The following is a 16,724-nucleotide window of genomic DNA, read 5'->3' on the forward strand; positions in this document are numbered from 1 at the left end:
CATGGGGGCGGGAACCTGCGGGCTGCCGGGCAGGTCCTGATAGCCACAGGTTACGGGCTCATCGCCAGCGGCTCTCAGCGTGCGCGGTGGGGTCGCCTATCGTGCAGGTTTCCCCGGATGGAACCTGACGCGATGAGTGATCCGCAGTGGCAACTGGAAACCCTGGCCGTGCACGGCGGCTACCGGCCCGACCCGACCACGCGCGCAGTGGCGGTGCCCATCTACCAGACCGTGGCCTACGCCTTCGATGACACCCAGCACGGCGCCGATCTGTTCGATCTGAAGGTGCAGGGCAACATCTATACCCGCATCATGAATCCCACCACCGACGTGCTGGAGCAACGTCTGGCCGCGCTGGAAGGCGGGATCGGTGCGCTGGCGCTGGCATCCGGGCAGGCTGCGATCACCTATGCGATCCAGACCATCGCCGAAGCAGGCGACAACATCGTCGCCGCCAGTGCGCTGTATGGCGGCAGCCTCAATCTGCTGGCGCATACGCTGCCGCAGTATGGCATCCAAGCGCGATTCGCCGATCCGGCCGATCCGTCAGCCTTTGCTCCCCTCATCGACAGCCGTACCAAGGCGGTGTTCGTGGAGTCGATCGGCAATCCACGCGGGAATGTCACCGACATCGCCGCGATTGCCGAAGTCGCCCATGCCGCCGGCGTGCCCTTGATTGTCGACAATACGGTTGCCACGCCTTTCCTGCTGCGCCCATTCGAACATGGCGCGGATATCGTGGTGCACTCGCTGACCAAGTACCTCGGCGGCCATGGCAACAGTCTGGGGGGAGCGATCATCGATTCGGGCCGCTTCGACTGGACGGCGCAGCCACAGCGTTTCGCCCGTCTCAACCAGCCGGACCCGAGCTATCACGGTGTGGTCTACACCGACGCCCTCGGCCCGGCCGCCTACATCGGCCGGGCGCGGGTGGTACCGCTGCGCAATACCGGCGCGGCACTGTCGCCGTTCAATGCGTTTCTCATCCTGCAGGGCATCGAGACCCTGGCCCTGCGCATGGAACGGATCAACGCCAACGCGCTGGCCGTGGCGCAGTATCTGAAGCAGCATCCCAAGGTGGCGTGGGTGCGCTATGCCGGCCTGCCGGATGACCCTGAGCATGCGGGCGCACAGCGTTACCTGCGTGGGCAGGGCTCGGGCGTGCTGACCTTCGGTCTCCCTGGCGGACGTGAGGCCGGTGCCCGCTTCCTGGACGCACTGAAGCTGTTCACGCGGCTGGTCAACCTGGGTGACGCCAAGTCGCTGGCCACCCATCCGGCATCCACCACCCATCGCCAGCTGGATGCCGATGAACTGGCCCGCGCAGGGGTCAGCGAAGACACGGTGCGGCTGTCGATCGGCATCGAGCACATCGGCGACCTGCAGGCCGACCTGCAGCAGGCGCTGGCCGGCGCCTGATAGCCAGGCGCTTGGTCGTCATCGCCAGTGGCGATCACCACCGCCGCCGCGATGCGCTACGGTGGAGCTGCCTCTCCAAGGCGTGGCACTGGTGTTACCTATCCCCGGTCGATGCGGGTCGACCGGGGATTTTTCATGGCAGCCGCCGGGCATGGCCCGGCGCTACGCCATCCGCCCTGCCTCACACCACCGGAATGCTGTGCTGGCCGAGATTCCGGTAGGGCGGGGTGGACATGATCATCTCCGCCAGCGAATAGGCCAGCTCGCGCTCGGCCATCACCGTGCCATCGGCGCCATGTTCCAGCAGGTGCTTCACTTCAGCATCGCTGTGTGCCCGTGCCAGCAGGGTCAGCTCGGGATTGATCGCGCGCAGTTTGGCCAGCGCTTCGCCGGCTTCCAGTGGCTGCGGAATGGCCAGGACGGCGATCTTGGCGCGCTCCGGGTGGGCCTCGGCCAGCACCCGGTCGGCCGCGGCGCTGCCACGGATCGCCGCGAGGCCACTGGCATGTGCACGCTCGACATGGTCCTTGTTGTCATCGATCACCAGCACCGGTACGCCGCGGTCGCGCAGCACCTGCGCCAGCTCGCTGCCGACGCGGCCGTAGCCGATCACGATGGCGTGGTCATGCAGGTCGCGCGAGGGCCCGGTGGCTTCTTCCGGCTCCGGCGCCTGCGGCAGCTGCTCCTGCTTCGCCTGCCAGCGGTCGAGCAGGCCGAACACCAGCGGGTTGAGCATGATCGACACCAGTGCACCGGCCAGCACCAGCGACTGTCCTTCCTTCGGCAGGATCTGCAGCGAGACACCGAGGCCGGCGATGATGAAGGCGAACTCACCGATCTGCGCCAGGCTGGCCGAGATGGTCAGCGCGGTGCTGCTGGGGTGGCCGAACGCGCGCACGATGAAGAAGGCGGCGGCGGACTTGCCGAACATGATGATCAGCACCGTGGCCAGCACCTGCCACGGATGCTGCACGACGATGTTGGGGTCGAACAGCATGCCCACCGAAACGAAGAACAGCACCGCGAACGCATCGCGCAGCGGCAGCGAATCATGCGCCGCCTTGTGGCTCAGTTCCGATTCGTTGAGCAGCATCCCGGCGAAGAACGCGCCCAGTGCGAAGGACACGCCGAACAGCATGGCCGAACCGAAGGCCACGCCCAGTGCGATCGCCAGCACTGACAGGGTGAACAGCTCGCGCGAGCCGGTGCCGGCGATGCGTTCGAGGATCCAGGGAATGACCCGCCGACCGACCACCAGCATCACGGCCACGAACAGGCCAAGCTGCACGAACGTCCAGCCCAGATCGGCCAGCACGCTGCCGACGGTGTGGGTTTCCTTGGCCGCATCGGGGCCGAACACGCCGGCGAGCACCGGCATCATCACCAGTGCCAGTACGCAGGCCAGATCCTCCACGATCAGCCAGCCCACTGCGATCTTGCCGCGCATGGTCTCCAGCAGGCGGCGCTCTTCCATCGCCCGCAGCAGGACCACGGTACTGGCGGTGGCCAGCGAGAAGCCGAAGATCACCCCATGCAGTGTCGGCCAGCCCATCAACCACGCCACGCCCCAGCCGAGCAGGGTGGCCACTGCGATCTGGCCGATGGCACCCGGGATGGCGATGGCCTTGACCGCCATCAGGTCCTTCAGCGAGAAGTGCAGGCCGACGCCGAACATCAGCAGCATCACGCCCAGTTCGGCCAGCTGGTTGGCCAGCGCCTGGTCGGCGACGAACCCCGGGGTGAATGGCCCCACGCAGATGCCAGCAACCAGATACCCGACCAGGGGAGACAAGCGCAGCTTGTTGGCCAGCGCGCCGAAGATGAAGGCGAGCCCCAGGCCAACGGCGACGATGTTGATCAGGTCGGTGTCATGGTGCATCGGCACTCGCAGGGTTCGGGGAGGGGGATGTCCCGATTTTCACCCAAGCGGCCAGATGCAGCAAACCCGGCAGGTGGAACGGATGGTTTGAGCAGTACAGGGCCGATCCCTTCTGCCGGAACAGAAGGGATGCAGGTTCCACCGCGCCGCCGGGCGCGGCCCGGCGTTACCGGTGCCGCTTACCAGGTGTACCGGATACGCCCGTACACATACGCGCCGTTGAAGCCGAACGGCGAGTAGTTGCTGTACGGCAGCATGCCGAAGGTCGAGTTCTGCAGGTCCGCCGTCCGGTCCGGATACTTGTCCAGCAGATTGTCCGCGCCGACGGTCAGGGTCCAGTTGCTGCTCGGCTTGTAGCTGGCCGAGGCATCCACTACCCAGGCATCACCGTAGGTCTGGTCACGCAGCGCGGTGGCCGAATTGCGCACGGTGAACTTGCCGTAGCGTGTGGCCGCCAGGCCCAGCTCCCAATGATCCGAGCGCCAGGTGCCGCTGAGGATCGCCTTGTCGCGCGGATAGCTGTCCTCGATGCGGCCGATCTCATCGCGGCCGATCAGCGACTGCGAGATACCCAGCGTCGGGAACACCGACGGAGACCCGTTCACCCGCTTCACTTCGGTTTCGTTGTAGCTGTAGGCCGCCGTCAGCTCCAGGCTGCTGGCACTGAAGGGCACGGTATAGCTGGAGACGAAGTCCACGCCCCGCGTGCGCGTGTCCAGTGCATTGGTGAAGTACGAGAAGGCCGTCACCTGCGGCAGGCCCAGCCCGCCCAGCAGCGCGGCTGCAGCCGGCGTGGTGGTGATGTTGGAGGACAGCGCGATGCGATCGTCAATGTCGATCTGGTATGCATCGACGGTCACGTACAGGCGGTCCACCGGCTGCAGCACCAGGCCCAGGCTGTAACTGGTGGAGGTCTCGGCCTTCAGTGGCGAGGCGCCCAGCGCTTGTGCGGCCGGGCTGGTGGTGGGGAAAGTGCCGCGTTCGAAGAAGTCACCGTTGATGATGGTGCTGGTCACCGCCTGGTAGCCCTGCTGGCCCAGCGATGGCGCGCGGAAGCCACTGGACGCGGTGGCCCGCAGCGCGACCTTGTCGGTGAACGCGTAGCGTGCCGATAGCTTGCCGGAGAAACGGTCACCGAAGTCCGAATAGTCTTCGTAGCGCCCGGTGAGGCCGGCGGAGAACTTCTCGGTCAGGTCCGCTTCCAGGCCGGCGTAGACCGCATAGTTGTGGCGGTCGGTATGCACTTCATTGGTCGGGGTGAAGCCGGCGAAGCCCTGCGCGCCGCTGCCGGTGTATGAATTCAGCTCGCCCGGGTTCTGGTCCCACTTCTCCTTGCGGTACTCGCCACCGAAGGACAGCGTCACCGGATAGGCCAGGCCCCAGTCCAGCGACTTGGTCAGGTCGGCATTGAAGATGTCCTGCTGGTACTTCAACGTGCCGTCGTAGAACGAGCTCGGGCTGGCCGTGCCCAGGCTGTAGTTGATGGTGTTGCGGGTGTGGAAATCCAGGGTGTTCTCGCCGTGGTTCAGGCTCAGGTCCCAGGTCCAGCCGCTGTCGGTGCTGCCCTTGACGCCGGCCACCAGCGAGCGGTCCTTGGAGTACTGGTTGATCTGCGGCACGAAGCCGTCGGGGTAGATCTGGGCCAGCAGGGCGCCCTGCCCACTGTGGTTGCGCGAGCGGTAGAACGCGAACGAGGTGATGTCGCGGTTGCTGAGCAACGCGCTGGCGTAGCCGGTAACGCGGTCGCTGAAGTCGAAGCTGGCGTTGGCCGAGGCGGCGGTCGCATCCACACGCGGATCGCCGACCACGAAGGTCGTCTCGCCGATGCCAGGGAAATTGCCGGTGTTCGGTGTGCTGCCCTGGTAAGGACCGGCGCGGTTGCTTTCATCCTGCTGGCTGATCTGCCCGGCCACGTGCAGGCGGCCACGGCCGCTGCCGAACTCCACGCCGGTATCGCCGGAGAGCTGGTACTTGTTGCCATCGCCGGCCGAATACTGGCCGTAGTCGACGGCCAGGCTGCCGCCGCTGCCGCTGCCCTTGAGCACGATGTTGATGACGCCGGCGATGGCGTCCGAGCCGTACTGCGCCGAAGCGCCATCGCGCAGCACTTCAACGCGCTCGATGGCGGCGATCGGAATCGCATTGATGTCCACCGCCGACGAGCCGCGGCCGATGCTGCCGTTGACGTTGATCATGGCGGAGGTGTGGCGGCGCTTGCCGTTGACCAGCACCAGCACCTGGTCCGGTGACAGGCCACGCAGCTGCGCCGGTCGCACGCCGCTGGTGCCGTCGGTCAGGGCCGGGCGCGGGAAGTTCAGCGAGGGCAGGGCACGCGACAGCGCGGTGGCCAGTTCGCTGGTGCCGGTGGACTGCAGAACCTCGGGGGTGATGATGTCGATCGGGGACTGCGATTCGGCGACCGTGCGGTCGGCCACGCGGGTACCGGTGACGATCACGGTGTCCAGTGTGTTGGCGGCAGTACCGCTCTGCTGGGCGGCGGCGAGGAACGGAGAGCCACCGAGTGCGACAGCGACGGCGGCGGCGATCAGGCTGGTCTTGCGGGTCATCGGGACGGAACTCCGGTTGGCGGGGACGGCACCGGTATCGACATCACGAGGTGAAGCGGACGACGGTTGTTGCGGTGCGCAAAATAGGAATTAACGGGATATTCAGTGCCTGTCAAATGCCGGCCATCGGAAAAAACGTTGCAGCAGCAACCATTTAGCCGCGATGGGCATCATCATGAGAGGGGCCCGGGACGCGTGCGGTGAGGACGTGGGAGAGAGGAAACGCCAGCCGCTGCGCATCCCGGGGCGCGTCAAGTATTCGTTAACGCTAGAATTGCGTCGCAGGAACAGTGCTTACCAGCACATTCCATCCGGTTATATGGACCCCTCCCCCGATGATTTCGCTTCGTAATTTCGCCTTGCGCCGCGGCGAGCGGCTGCTGTTGTCCAACGTCGACCTGACCCTGCATGCCGGTTACCGGGTGGGCGTGGTCGGCCGCAACGGTGCCGGCAAGTCCAGCCTGTTCGCGGCGGTGAAGGGCGAACTGGAGGCCGACAAGGGCGACGTCGACCTGCCCGGCAAGGTCCGCATTGCCAGCGTGGCCCAGGAAACCCCGTCGCTGCCGGATCCGGCGTTGAGCTTCGTGCTCGGTGGCGATACGGAAGTGGCCGCCGTGCTGGCCGAAGAGGCCGATGCGACCGCCCGTGAAGACTGGGAGGCGGTGGCCAATGCCCATACCCGGATGGCCGAGATGGGCGCCTATGACGCCGAAGCACGTGCCGGCAAGCTGCTGCACGGCCTCGGATTCCCGGCCGAGACCCACCACCGCGCGGTGTCCTCCTTCTCCGGTGGCTGGCGCGTGCGCCTGAACCTGGCCCGCGCGCTGATGATGCCCAGCGACCTGCTGCTGCTCGACGAACCGACCAACCACCTCGATCTGGATGCGGTGTACTGGCTGGAACAGTGGCTGCTGAAGTACCCCGGCACGCTGCTGCTGATCTCGCATGACCGCGAGTTCCTCGACAACGTTGCCACCCACACCCTGCACCTGCATGGGGGTGGCGCCAAGCTGTACCCGGGCGGCTACACCGATTTCGAGCGCCAACGTGCCGAGCAGCTGCGCCAGCAGCAGATCGCGCACGAGAAGGAACAGGCCGAGCGGGCCCATCTGCAGAGCTTCATCGACCGCTTCAAGGCGCAGGCCAGCAAGGCCGCGCAGGCGCAGAGCCGCATGAAGCGTCTGGCCAAGCTGGCCGGTACCGAGGCCGTGCGTGCCGAGCGCGAGTTCCGTATCGAGTTCGCACCGCCCGCCAAACTGCCGTTCTCGCTGATCCGCCTGAATCATGTCGAGGCGGGCTATGGCCAGGACGCCGTGATCCTGCACAACGTCGGCTTTGGTCTGGAAGCGGGACAACGCATCGGCCTGCTCGGCCCCAACGGCGCCGGCAAGACCACTCTGGTGAAGACCCTGGTGGGCGAGCTGGCACCGATTACCGGAGAGCGCATGGCCCATCCGGACCTGAAGATCGGCTACTTCGCACAGCACACGGTCGAGTCGCTGCACGAAGGCCAGTCGCCGATGGAGCATTTCCGCGAGATCGCGCCGGATGCGCCGAACCAGTCGTTCCGCGACTTCCTCGGCAAGTGGAATTTCCCGGGTGATCGTGCATTCGAGCCGGTCGATGGCTTCTCCGGTGGTGAGCGTGCGCGCCTGGCGCTGGCGCTGATCGCCTGGCAGCAGCCGAACGTGCTGCTGCTGGACGAACCGACCAACCACCTGGACCTGGAAATGCGCGAGGCGCTGGCCGAAGCGCTGGCAACCTTCGAAGGCGCGATCGTGATGGTCTCCCATGATCGCCACCTGATCGGCCTGGTCTGCGATACCTACTGGCGCGTGGCCGATGGCGTGGTCGAGCCGTTCGACGGAGATCTCGACGCCTACGCTGCGTGGCTGCGCACCCGTCCGCAGGCGCAGGGCACCAAGGCGCGCATGGAGCAGGTGGAAGAGCCGGTGGTGGTCAAGACCGCACCGGTGGCGCAGGTCGTGCAGAAGAAGCCGGTGAATCCGCACAAGCTGGCCGCGGCGGAAGCCAAGGTGGCCGAGCTGGAAGCCGGCCTGGCCGAACTGGACCGTCAACTGGCGGACCCGGCCAACTATGCCGACAGCACCCGCATGGCCGTGCTGGGCCGTGATCGCGAAACGGCCGCTGCGCAGCTGGAAAAGGCTGAAGCTGCCTGGATGGAACTGCTGGAGTCCTGATGGAGGGCGCCGGGCCATGCCCGGTGGTGTTCCCGATGTACTGCGCTCGCCGGGCTTGGCCCGGCGCTACCGCTCGCATGCATCAGCCCTGCGCCTGCAACCACTCGCGGAAGCGCCGTGCAGGCTCACGCTCGGCGCGTGAGCGCAGCCTCGTCAGCCAGTAGCGGCCCAGTTCCAGCGTCGTGGCGAACGGCTGTAGCAGCCGTCCTTCCGCCAGTTCCTGTTCGAACATGCGCAGCGGCAGCAGGGCCACGCCGGCCCCTCCGGCAGCGGCCATGGCCAAGGTCAGCGACGAATCGAATATCGGCCCGCGCGCCTCCACGCCGCTGACCCCGGCCGCCTGCAGCCAGCGCGGCCATTCGTCATTGCGATAGGAGCGCAGCAGCGGCAGCGTGCCCAGATCACGCGGCTGTTTCAGCCGGCGTGCCAGGGCGGGGGCGCACAGCGGTGCGAACGGCGCATCCAGGATCGCCGTGCAGGCCTGCCCCTGCCAGTCGCCCTCACCGAAGCGGATGGCCAGGTCCAGGCCTTCGCCGGCAAGATCGATGCGGTTGTTGTGCGTCTGCACGCGAAGCTCGATATCCGGATGCGTGGCCTCGAACGCGGCCAGGCGTGGCAGCAGCCAGCCGGTGGCGAAGGTACCCACCACGCCCAGCGTCAGCACTTCGCGGGCCGCTCCCCCCGTGTAGCGCGCGATGCTGGCCGAGATGCGCTCGAACGCTTCGTTGAGCACCGGGAACAGCGCGGCGCCTTCATCGGTGAGGGCGACGCCGCGAGGCAGGCGATGGAACAGGCGGATCCCCAGCCGGTCCTCCAGCCCCCGGATCTGATGGCTCAACGCGGCTTGGCTGACGCACAGCTCAAGCGCGGCGCGGGTGAAGTTCTGGTGGCGGGCCGCTGCTTCGAAGGCGCGCAGGGCGTTGAGCGGCAGAGTCGGATGCAGCATCGGAAAGCCGTGAGCTGAAATGATGACTGATCGTAGCGGGATCCGGATGGTTCGTGGAATCTCCGTTGAATGCCCTTCTTAGGCATGAATGAAATTGATGGCACGTGCTGAAAAAACGCGCTGGTCAGGCGCGGCGGGGGCTTTCGATAATCGGGTTCACTTTCCGGAGGTCCTGCATGTTGCCCCGTCGACGATTCCTTCAGTTCAGTACTTCAGCAGTGGTGTCTTCACTGGCTCTGCCGCTGATCGCCCGTGCTGCCGGCAGGGGCGTTGGCACGTCGGCGGCGGCCGGCGCGATCGCCGCCGCCACGGACTTTGCCGCCCTGGAAAAGGCCTGCGCGGGCCGGCTTGGCGTGACCGTGCTGGATACCGCCAGCGGTCGCCGCATCGGCCATCGCCAGGATGAGCGGTTCCCGCTGTGCAGCACGTTCAAGACGGTGCTGGCGGCCACGGTGCTGGACCAGTCCCGGCGCGTGCCCGGGCTGCTGGACAGGCGCGTGCCGGTGCGCGAGGCCGACCTGCTCTCGCATGCGCCGGTGGCGCGCCGCCACGCCGGCAAGGATCTGACCGTACGCGACCTGTGCCGGGCAACGATCATCACCAGCGACAACACGGCGGCCAATCTGTTGTTCGACGTGGTGGGCGGGCCGCCCGCCGTGACGGCCTTCCTGCGCGCTCAGGGTGACAGCGTGACCCGCAGCGATCGTCTCGAGCCGGAACTGAACAGCTTCGCCGAGGGTGATCCACGTGACACCACCACGCCGGCGGCGATGGCCGCGACCCTGCAGCGGCTGGTGCTGGGCGATGCGCTGGCGCCGGGCGCGCGCCAGCAACTGGCCGACTGGCTGATCGACAACGAAACCGGCGATGCGTGCCTGCGCGCAGGGCTGGGCGCGCGCTGGCGGGTGGGCGACAAGACCGGCAGCAATGGCGAGGATGCACGCAATGACACCGCCGTGTTGTGGCCCATGGGGGGAGGGGCACCCTGGGTAATTACGGCCTACCTGCAGGCTGCGGACATCCGCAACGATCAACGCGCCAGCGTGCTGGCGCAGGTTGGACGCATCGCGGACAGGCTGATCGGCTGACGCCCGCCAGTCTCCGGGCCGGGCTTGCTCCGAGGGTCGTGCGCGCGCATCCTGCGCGCGTTCGAAACCACACGGAAGTCCCCCATGAGTCATGAGTTGATCTACCTGCTGCTGATCTTCGCGCTGCTGGTGATCCCGCGCGCGCTGCAGCGCTTCAGCCTGCCCGCACCGCTCACCTGCCTGCTGTTCGGGATCGTCGGCATGCTCTGGCTCGGGGACCAGGCGCACGACGCGGTGATCGGGCTGCTGGCCACGCTCGGCATCTCGTCCCTGTTCCTGTTCGCAGGTCTGGAGGTCGATCTGCAGGCGTTGCGCCGTGGCATGTGGCCCCTGCTGGCGCATCTTGTGGTGCGCAGCGCCACCCTGTTCGGCGTCGGCTGGCTGGCCTGGCGCTACGCCGGCCTGCCGTGGCAGGCCGCGGGCCTGCTGGCCCTGGCGCTGCTGACGCCCTCCACGGGTTTCATCATGGATTCTCTGTCGCGGCTGGGTCTGAGCGAGGACGAGCGGTTCTGGGTGACCAGCAAGGCCATCGCCGGTGAGCTGCTGGCGCTGGCGGCACTGTTCATCGTGCTGCAGGCCGGCGATCCCGGTCACATGGCCCTGTCCAGCCTGGCCCTGCTGGCGATGATGGTCGGCCTGCCGCTGCTGTTCATCGCGCTGGGTCGCTGGGTGGCGCCGCACGCGCCCGGTTCGGAGTTCTCGCTGCTGGTCATGGTCGGCATGGTCGCTGCCTACATCACCTACCTGCTGGGGGTGTATTACCTGGTGGGCGCCTTCATCGCAGGCCTGGTCGCACGGCTGCTGCACCAGCGCATGCCGCTGCTGGCCTCGCACGAGAACCTGCATGCACTGCGGCTGTTCGCATCGTTCTTCGTGCCGTTCTACTTCTTCAATGCCGGCACCAAGGTTCCCGCCGAGGCATTGAGCTTCGAAGCGCTGGGGCTGGGCATCGTGATCACCCTGGTGGTGCTGCCGCTGCGTATCGGCGTGGTCTGGCTGCAGCGCCGGCTGATGTTCGGTGAGAGTTTCCGCAGCAGCCTGCGCGTGTCGCTGGCGCTGGCGCCGACGTTGATCTTCACCCTGGTCCTGGCCGCGATCATGCGTGAGCGGTTCCAGATTCCGGCGGTGCTGTTCGGCGCATTGCTGCTGTACGCGGCGCTGACCACCCTGCTGCCCTCGCTGGTGTTCCGCACGCCCTTCGATGTCGACCCGGTCGAGCAGGAGCCGGACGGGGCGGGCGAGGCCGCACCGGTGGCGGCAACCGAGACCCTGGCGGAGGGCGTGGACACGAGCCGTTGAACGGGCCAGTGGTTTGCGCAGGCCGGCCATGGTCGTTAGGGTTGGGGCATGAAACTGCCTGCCCTCGTCACTGCTTCTGTCGCCCTGCTCACGCTCGCAGCCTGCTCACAGCCCTCGCATACGGTCGCCCACGACGTGGCGACGGCCCCGGCCGATGCCTTCATGGCTGCGATCGCCGCCCACTGCGGCCAGGCGTATGAGGGCAAAGTGGTGGAGGACACGCCGGCACCGACCGGCAAGGACCCCTTCGCCGGGCAGCGGCTGGTCATGCACGTGCGGGGCTGTGCCGATCCCGGGCATGAGCTGCGCATCCCCTTCCATGTCGGCGATGATCATTCGCGGACCTGGGTCCTGACCCGCACCGAGAGCGGGCTGCGCCTCAAGCACGATCACCGGCATGCCGATGGCAGCCCTGATGCGATCACCCTGTATGGCGGCGACAGCCGTCCGCCGGGTACCGCCGAACGCCAGCAGTTCCCGGCCGATGCCGATTCGGTGGCCATGTTCCGCCGCGCCGACATGCTGGCGTCCACCCACAACGTGTGGGCGATGGAGATCGAGCCGGACCAGCGCTTCGTCTACGAGCTGACCCGTCCCGAAGGCCGCCGCTTCCGCGTGCAGTTCGACCTGAGCAAGCCGGTGGCGTTGCCGCCAGCACCGTGGGGCGACGAGGCCCCGCCGGCAACCGCACCGTAGCGCTCGAATCGGGCCTGGCAGTACCGGGCCATCCCCGGCGAGCGCGGCGGCCCCGGGGGTTGTGCCGCCCCGCGGCCCCACGGTAGTTAGGGACGCGCGGGGCGGACCGGGCCCGGCCGGCCGTTGGGACCCCCCACAGGCCACCCGCCTATCCCCCCCAGCGGCCCCCCCGCGCCCCGCCGCGCCGGGGGCGGGGGGGGGGGGCGCGGGGCCCCCCCCCCCCGCGTCCGCAGGTTCGTTCGCTCAGCGCGTGCCGAAGCGGGCCCGGCAGCCGTTGCTCACCCAGACCTGGCCTCGCGCATAGCCCCAGCTGCGGCCCTCCTGGCAGGCGCTGCCCGACAACTGCTGCTGCAGCACCGGCCGGCCCTGACGCTCGTCCCAGTCACAGTTCTGGACGCGGTTGTTGTTGCTGCTGCAGGTGATGGAGTAATTGCTGTTGCCGCCGCCGCCCCAGCCGCCGTTGCCGCCGCCCCAGCCACCGCGGGCTTCAGCGAACTCGGCGCGGCAGCCATTGCTGACCCACACCGCGCCATTGCGCACGCCCCAGGTGCGGCCTTCCTGGCAGGGACTGCCGGACAACTGGCGGACCAGGCGGGCATTGCGCCAGCCGACCGGACAGCTGCGTTCACGGTTGTTCTGGCTTTCGCAGCGGATGGTGTCGCCGTTGTTGCCCCCCCAACCGCCATTGCCACCGCCCCAACCGCCGCGACCCTCGACGAATTCGGCACGGCAGCCGTTGTTGACCCAGATGCTGCCGTTGCGGCTGCCCCAGGTACGGCCTTCCTGGCAGGCCGAGCCGGACAGCTGGCGTACCAGCTGCGCGCTGCGCCAGCCGGTAGTGCAGACCCGTTCGCGGTTGTTCTGGCTTTCGCAGCGGATGACGCCGTTCTGCGCGGCGGCGGGGGCGGGGGAGAGGGTGAGCCCGGCGAGGGCGCCCAGGCTGAGGGTGACGGCCAGGCTGGCCAGGGACAGCGTTTTCATGGCGAATCCCCATACGGTGTGTGGTGCGCGACTATAAGGACGGAACGGATAAAGCCCGTGTGACTGCCCCGCATTTGCCCCGGCCGGGGCCTCGGCCGCAGAATACGGGGCTTTCCGGCCCCATCGGGTGCCGGCGTTCTCCAGCGGAGCTTTCCCCCATGCGTACCCACTTCTGCGGCCTGGTCGACGAGACCCTGATTGGCCAGACTGTCACCCTCGCCGGCTGGACCGACGTGGCCCGTAACCAGGGCGGCGTCTGCTTCATCGATCTGCGCGATCATGAAGGCATCGTGCAGGTGACGGTCGAGGTCGACAACGCCGAAGTGTTCGCGGTCGCGGCCAGCCTGGGCTACGAGGATGTGCTGCAGGTGGAAGGCGTGGTGCGTGCCCGCCACGCGGTGAACGACAAGATGGCGACCGGCAGGGTGGAAGTGATCGCCACGGCCATTACCGTGCTGAACAAGGCGGCGCCGCTGCCGTTCCACGCTCACGAGAATCCGGGCGAAGATACCCGCCTGAAGTACCGCTACCTGGACCTGCGCCGCCCGGAAATGCAGCGCATGCAGCGCACCCGCATCAAGCTGGTGCAGGCGCTGCGCCGTCACCTGGATGCGCGTGGCTTCCAGGACATCGAAACCCCGATCCTGACCAAGGCCACCCCGGAGGGCGCGCGCGACTTCCTGGTGCCGGCGCGCATGCATCCGGGCGAGTTCTACGCTCTGCCGCAAAGCCCGCAGCTGTTCAAGCAGATCCTGATGGTGGCCGGCTTCGACCGTTACTACCAGATCGCGCGCTGCTTCCGCGATGAAGCGCTGCGTGCCGACCGCCAGCTGGAATTCACCCAGCTGGACATGGAGTTCGCCTTCGTGCGCGAGCGCGACGTGCAGGATTTCGTCGAAGAGATGATCCGCGCCATCTTCAAGGAAGTGGTGGACGTCGACCTGGATGCCAGCTTCCCGCGCATGACCTGGGCCGAAGCGATGCGCCGGTATGGGTCGGACAAGCCGGACCTGCGCATCGCACTGGAACTGGTGGACGTGGCCGAGCTGGTCAAGGGCAGTGAGTTCCCGGTGTTCACCGGCCCGGCCAACGACGCCGATGGCCGCGTCGCCGCGCTGCGCATCCCCGGTGGCGCAGCGTTGAGCCGCAAGCAGATCGATGAGTACGCTGCGCACGCCGCCAAGTACGGCGCCAAAGGCCTGGCCTACATCAAGATCGCCGACAACGGCGAGGTCAGCTCGCCGATCCAGAAGTTCTTCAGCGAAGACGCCTTCGCCGCGCTGGTTGCCCACGTCGGCGCCGGCAAGGGTGACATCGTGTTCTTCGGTGCCGGTGGCTATAACAAGGTCTCCGACTTCATGGGCGCACTGCGCCTGAAGGCCGGCAAGGACTTCGGGCTGGTCGCCGATGGCTGGCGCCCGTTGTGGGTCACCGATTTCCCGATGTTCGAATGGGACGACGAGGCGCAGCGCTATGTCGCCCTGCATCACCCCTTCACCGCACCGGCCGTGGACGATATCGCCGACCTGCGCGCCAATGCCCGTACTGCGGTCTCGCGCGGCTACGACATGGTGCTCAACGGCAATGAGATCGGCGGCGGCTCGATCCGTATCCATCGCCCGGACATGCAGAGCGCGGTGTTCGAGCTGCTCGGCATCGGTGCCGAAGAAGCGCGTGCGAAGTTCGGTTTCCTGCTCGACGCGCTGAACTACGGCGCGCCGCCGCACGGCGGCATCGCATTCGGCATCGACCGCATCGCCGCGCTGATGGCCGGTACCGAGTCGATCCGCGACGTCATCCCGTTCCCGAAGACCACCGGTGCACAGGATCTGATGACCGACGCGCCGTCGCCGATCGTCGACGAGCAGCTGGCCGAAGTGCACATCCAGGTTCGCCCCAAGAAAAACTGATCAGGAGATCCAGGCAATGACCGAGTTTGCGTTTTCGCTGGAGTGGGAAAAGCTGGGCAATGAAGGCTCCGAGGCCAACCTGGTCACCGAGCGGGCACGCGTGTTCGGTGGTTGGCTGGTCCGCGTCGGTACCAACCCGGCGGCGATGGCACTGACCTTCGTCGCCGACGGCGAAGGCCGCTGGGACGGTGAAGACTTCGGCGTCGAGGATTACGAAGACGACGAAGAGGAAGAAGAGTACGACGAGGACGAGGAAGGCGAAGAAGAGGACGAGGACGAAGAGGAGTACGAGGAAGAGGACGAGGAAGAAGAAGACGCGGAATCGCCTGAAAAGGCTTGACCCGCCCTTCGCGCTGACGTCAACTTCCTGCATGTACTCGATCCGCCGCGCCACCGTGGACGACGCGCCGACCTTGTCGGCGCTGGCCGCACGCACGTTCACCGAGACCTTCGGCCACCTGTATCCGCCGCAGGACCTGCAGGCTTTCCTGCAGGAGTCCTACACGGTCGAGCGCCAGCGCACGATCCTCGCCCACCCGGATTACGCCGTGTGGTTGCTGGAGCGGGAAGGGGAGGCGGTCGGTCATGCCGCCGCCGGCCCCTGTGGCCTGCCCCATCCGGACGTGAAAGCGGGGGATGGCGAGCTCAAGCGCCTGTATCTGATCAAGTCGCAGCAGAGTTGTGGCTGGGGCAGCCGCCTGCTGGAAACCGCCCTGGCGTGGCTGGAGCGCGACGGCCCGAGGACACTGTGGCTGGGCGTGTGGTCGGAGAACTTCGGCGCACAGCGCTTCTACGCCCGTTACGGCTTCGAGAAGGCCGGGCAGTACCTGTTCCCGGTCGGCCAGACCAACGATCTGGAGTTCATCCTGCGCCGCGCGCCGCGAACGGCCTGAGCGCGTTCACCGCCGCTTTCTGCCGGCCTGTGTTCAATCACCTCACGTTTTCGCCCCGCTGATCGCCAGGCTGTTGCACATGACACCCCCCGTACTGCTGCTCCATGGCATCTGGAACGCCCGCGCCTGGGTAGGGCCGCTGGCGTGGCGCCTGCGCGCGCGCGGGTTCCGGGTGCAGACCTTTGGCTATTCCTCCGTGTTCGGCGGCCCGGATGTAGCGGTCCCTCAGCTGTTGGAGCGTCTGGCCGATGCCGGACCGCTGTCGCTGGTCGGCCACAGCCTTGGCGGGCTGCTGGCGCTGGAGGCACTGCGCCGGCAACCGCAGCTGCAGGTACAGCGCGTGGTCTGCCTTGGCTCGCCGCTGCGCGGCAGCGGTACCGCGCGTTCGCTGTCCGAGCATGGCTGGGGCCTGGCCTTGGGCCGCAGCAGTGAACTGCTGCTTGACGGCCTGCCCGACTGGCAGGGCACGGCCGCGGTCGGCCTGATCGCCGGTTCGGTGCCGCATGGGCTGGGCAGCCTGCTCGGCGCGATCGACGATGCCTCCGACGGCACGGTGGCGCTGGCGGAAACCCGCCTGCCGGGTCTGGCCGATCATTGCGTAGTGCGTACCAGCCACAGCGGCCTGGTGGTTTCGCCCGATGCGGCACGGCAGACCGCGCACTTCCTGCGCCACGGCCGGTTCGATCACAGCCGCGACGCTGCGGCCGCGTAGGCGCCCGGTCGATGCGCACCGTCCGGGGGGGGGGGGGGGGCGGGGGGCGGGCGCCGCACGCGCGCCCCGGCGGGCGGGGCGCGGGGGGGGGGCGGGCGCCGCCGCGGCGGGGGCGCGGGCGGAGGCGCCCCGG

Annotated in this window: 13 protein-coding genes; 9 read left to right on the top strand and 4 right to left on the bottom strand. The window is 67.6% G+C overall.

The window, feature by feature from the left end; genetic code table 11:
- Positions 1–132: 132 nt before the first annotated feature.
- Entirely contained in the window at positions 133–1,419 is a 1,287-nt protein-coding gene (locus ACVOMM_RS16495; RefSeq protein WP_053519387.1) for an O-acetylhomoserine aminocarboxypropyltransferase/cysteine synthase family protein, read from the top strand.
- A 181-nt stretch (positions 1,420–1,600) separates the two neighbouring features.
- Here the strand turns inward: ACVOMM_RS16495 and ybaL are convergent, their stop codons facing one another.
- Positions 1,601–3,298 (bottom strand): YbaL family putative K(+) efflux transporter, encoded by a 1,698-nt coding sequence (gene ybaL / locus ACVOMM_RS16500; RefSeq protein WP_053519386.1) that lies wholly within the window; start codon positions 3,296–3,298, stop codon positions 1,601–1,603.
- Between the two features lie 179 nt (positions 3,299–3,477).
- A complete protein-coding gene (locus ACVOMM_RS16505) occupies positions 3,478–5,865 on the bottom strand; it encodes a TonB-dependent receptor plug domain-containing protein (RefSeq protein WP_065182588.1) in 2,388 nt (795 codons plus the stop codon).
- Positions 5,866–6,200: 335 nt separating this feature from the next.
- Between ACVOMM_RS16505 and ACVOMM_RS16510 the strand changes: the two genes are divergently transcribed.
- Positions 6,201–8,066, top strand: a complete 1,866-nt coding sequence (locus tag ACVOMM_RS16510) for an ABC-F family ATP-binding cassette domain-containing protein (protein ID WP_164153044.1) — start codon at positions 6,201–6,203, stop codon at positions 8,064–8,066.
- An 82-nt stretch (positions 8,067–8,148) separates the two neighbouring features.
- Here the strand turns inward: ACVOMM_RS16510 and ampR are convergent, their stop codons facing one another.
- The gene (gene ampR / locus ACVOMM_RS16515) at positions 8,149–9,012 is read right to left on the bottom strand and encodes a LysR family transcriptional regulator AmpR (protein WP_164153045.1); all 864 of its coding nucleotides are present in this window, start codon (positions 9,010–9,012) and stop codon (positions 8,149–8,151) included.
- A 176-nt stretch (positions 9,013–9,188) separates the two neighbouring features.
- On the opposite strand from ampR, the gene blaL2 reads away from it, so the two are divergent.
- From blaL2 to ACVOMM_RS16530, 3 genes are all read left to right on the top strand, one after another.
- Positions 9,189–10,100 carry a L2 family extended-spectrum class A beta-lactamase gene (gene blaL2, locus ACVOMM_RS16520; RefSeq protein WP_065182589.1) on the top strand — a complete coding sequence of 304 codons (912 nt, stop codon included), beginning with the start codon at positions 9,189–9,191 and terminating at the stop codon, positions 10,098–10,100.
- 84 nt (positions 10,101–10,184) lie between these two features.
- Entirely contained in the window at positions 10,185–11,399 is a 1,215-nt protein-coding gene (locus ACVOMM_RS16525) for a cation:proton antiporter (RefSeq protein WP_481526510.1), read from the top strand.
- 48 nt (positions 11,400–11,447) lie between these two features.
- A complete protein-coding gene (locus ACVOMM_RS16530) occupies positions 11,448–12,095 on the top strand; it encodes a hypothetical protein (protein ID WP_193396484.1) in 648 nt (215 codons plus the stop codon).
- A gap of 243 nt (positions 12,096–12,338) precedes the next feature.
- On the opposite strand, the gene ACVOMM_RS16535 is transcribed toward ACVOMM_RS16530, so the two are convergent.
- Positions 12,339–13,076 carry a DUF3011 domain-containing protein gene (locus ACVOMM_RS16535; protein ID WP_481505207.1) on the bottom strand — a complete coding sequence of 246 codons (738 nt, stop codon included), beginning with the start codon at positions 13,074–13,076 and terminating at the stop codon, positions 12,339–12,341.
- A gap of 158 nt (positions 13,077–13,234) precedes the next feature.
- Between ACVOMM_RS16535 and aspS the strand changes: the two genes are divergently transcribed.
- From aspS to ACVOMM_RS16555, 4 genes are all read left to right on the top strand, one after another.
- Positions 13,235–14,986, top strand: a complete 1,752-nt coding sequence (gene aspS / locus ACVOMM_RS16540) for an aspartate--tRNA ligase (RefSeq protein ID WP_053519369.1) — start codon at positions 13,235–13,237, stop codon at positions 14,984–14,986.
- A gap of 16 nt (positions 14,987–15,002) precedes the next feature.
- Complete coding sequence (locus ACVOMM_RS16545; RefSeq protein ID WP_481526511.1) at positions 15,003–15,326, top strand: DNA primase; 324 nt, start codon at positions 15,003–15,005, stop codon at positions 15,324–15,326.
- 31 nt (positions 15,327–15,357) lie between these two features.
- Positions 15,358–15,879 carry a GNAT family N-acetyltransferase gene (locus ACVOMM_RS16550; RefSeq protein WP_065174759.1) on the top strand — a complete coding sequence of 174 codons (522 nt, stop codon included), beginning with the start codon at positions 15,358–15,360 and terminating at the stop codon, positions 15,877–15,879.
- A gap of 79 nt (positions 15,880–15,958) precedes the next feature.
- Positions 15,959–16,591, top strand: a complete 633-nt coding sequence (locus tag ACVOMM_RS16555; RefSeq protein WP_053519363.1) for an esterase/lipase family protein — start codon at positions 15,959–15,961, stop codon at positions 16,589–16,591.
- The last annotated feature ends 133 nt before the right edge of the window (positions 16,592–16,724 follow it).

It is taken from the genome of Stenotrophomonas sp. STEN009 (assembly GCF_056760395.1).

Coding starts and splice junctions, on each gene's coding strand:
- aspS (WP_053519369.1), top strand. CDS start 13,235: ATGCGTACCCACTTCTGCGGCCTGGTCGACGAGACCCTGATTGGCCAG.
- ampR (WP_164153045.1), bottom strand. CDS start 9,012: ATGCTGCATCCGACTCTGCCGCTCAACGCCCTGCGCGCCTTCGAAGCA.
- ACVOMM_RS16505 (WP_065182588.1), bottom strand. CDS start 5,865: ATGACCCGCAAGACCAGCCTGATCGCCGCCGCCGTCGCTGTCGCACTC.
- ACVOMM_RS16545 (WP_481526511.1), top strand. CDS start 15,003: ATGACCGAGTTTGCGTTTTCGCTGGAGTGGGAAAAGCTGGGCAATGAA.
- ACVOMM_RS16495 (WP_053519387.1), top strand. CDS start 133: ATGAGTGATCCGCAGTGGCAACTGGAAACCCTGGCCGTGCACGGCGGC.
- ACVOMM_RS16510 (WP_164153044.1), top strand. CDS start 6,201: ATGATTTCGCTTCGTAATTTCGCCTTGCGCCGCGGCGAGCGGCTGCTG.
- ybaL (WP_053519386.1), bottom strand. CDS start 3,298: ATGCACCATGACACCGACCTGATCAACATCGTCGCCGTTGGCCTGGGG.
- blaL2 (WP_065182589.1), top strand. CDS start 9,189: ATGTTGCCCCGTCGACGATTCCTTCAGTTCAGTACTTCAGCAGTGGTG.
- ACVOMM_RS16535 (WP_481505207.1), bottom strand. CDS start 13,076: ATGAAAACGCTGTCCCTGGCCAGCCTGGCCGTCACCCTCAGCCTGGGC.
- ACVOMM_RS16530 (WP_193396484.1), top strand. CDS start 11,448: ATGAAACTGCCTGCCCTCGTCACTGCTTCTGTCGCCCTGCTCACGCTC.
- ACVOMM_RS16555 (WP_053519363.1), top strand. CDS start 15,959: ATGACACCCCCCGTACTGCTGCTCCATGGCATCTGGAACGCCCGCGCC.
- ACVOMM_RS16525 (WP_481526510.1), top strand. CDS start 10,185: ATGAGTCATGAGTTGATCTACCTGCTGCTGATCTTCGCGCTGCTGGTG.
- ACVOMM_RS16550 (WP_065174759.1), top strand. CDS start 15,358: ATGTACTCGATCCGCCGCGCCACCGTGGACGACGCGCCGACCTTGTCG.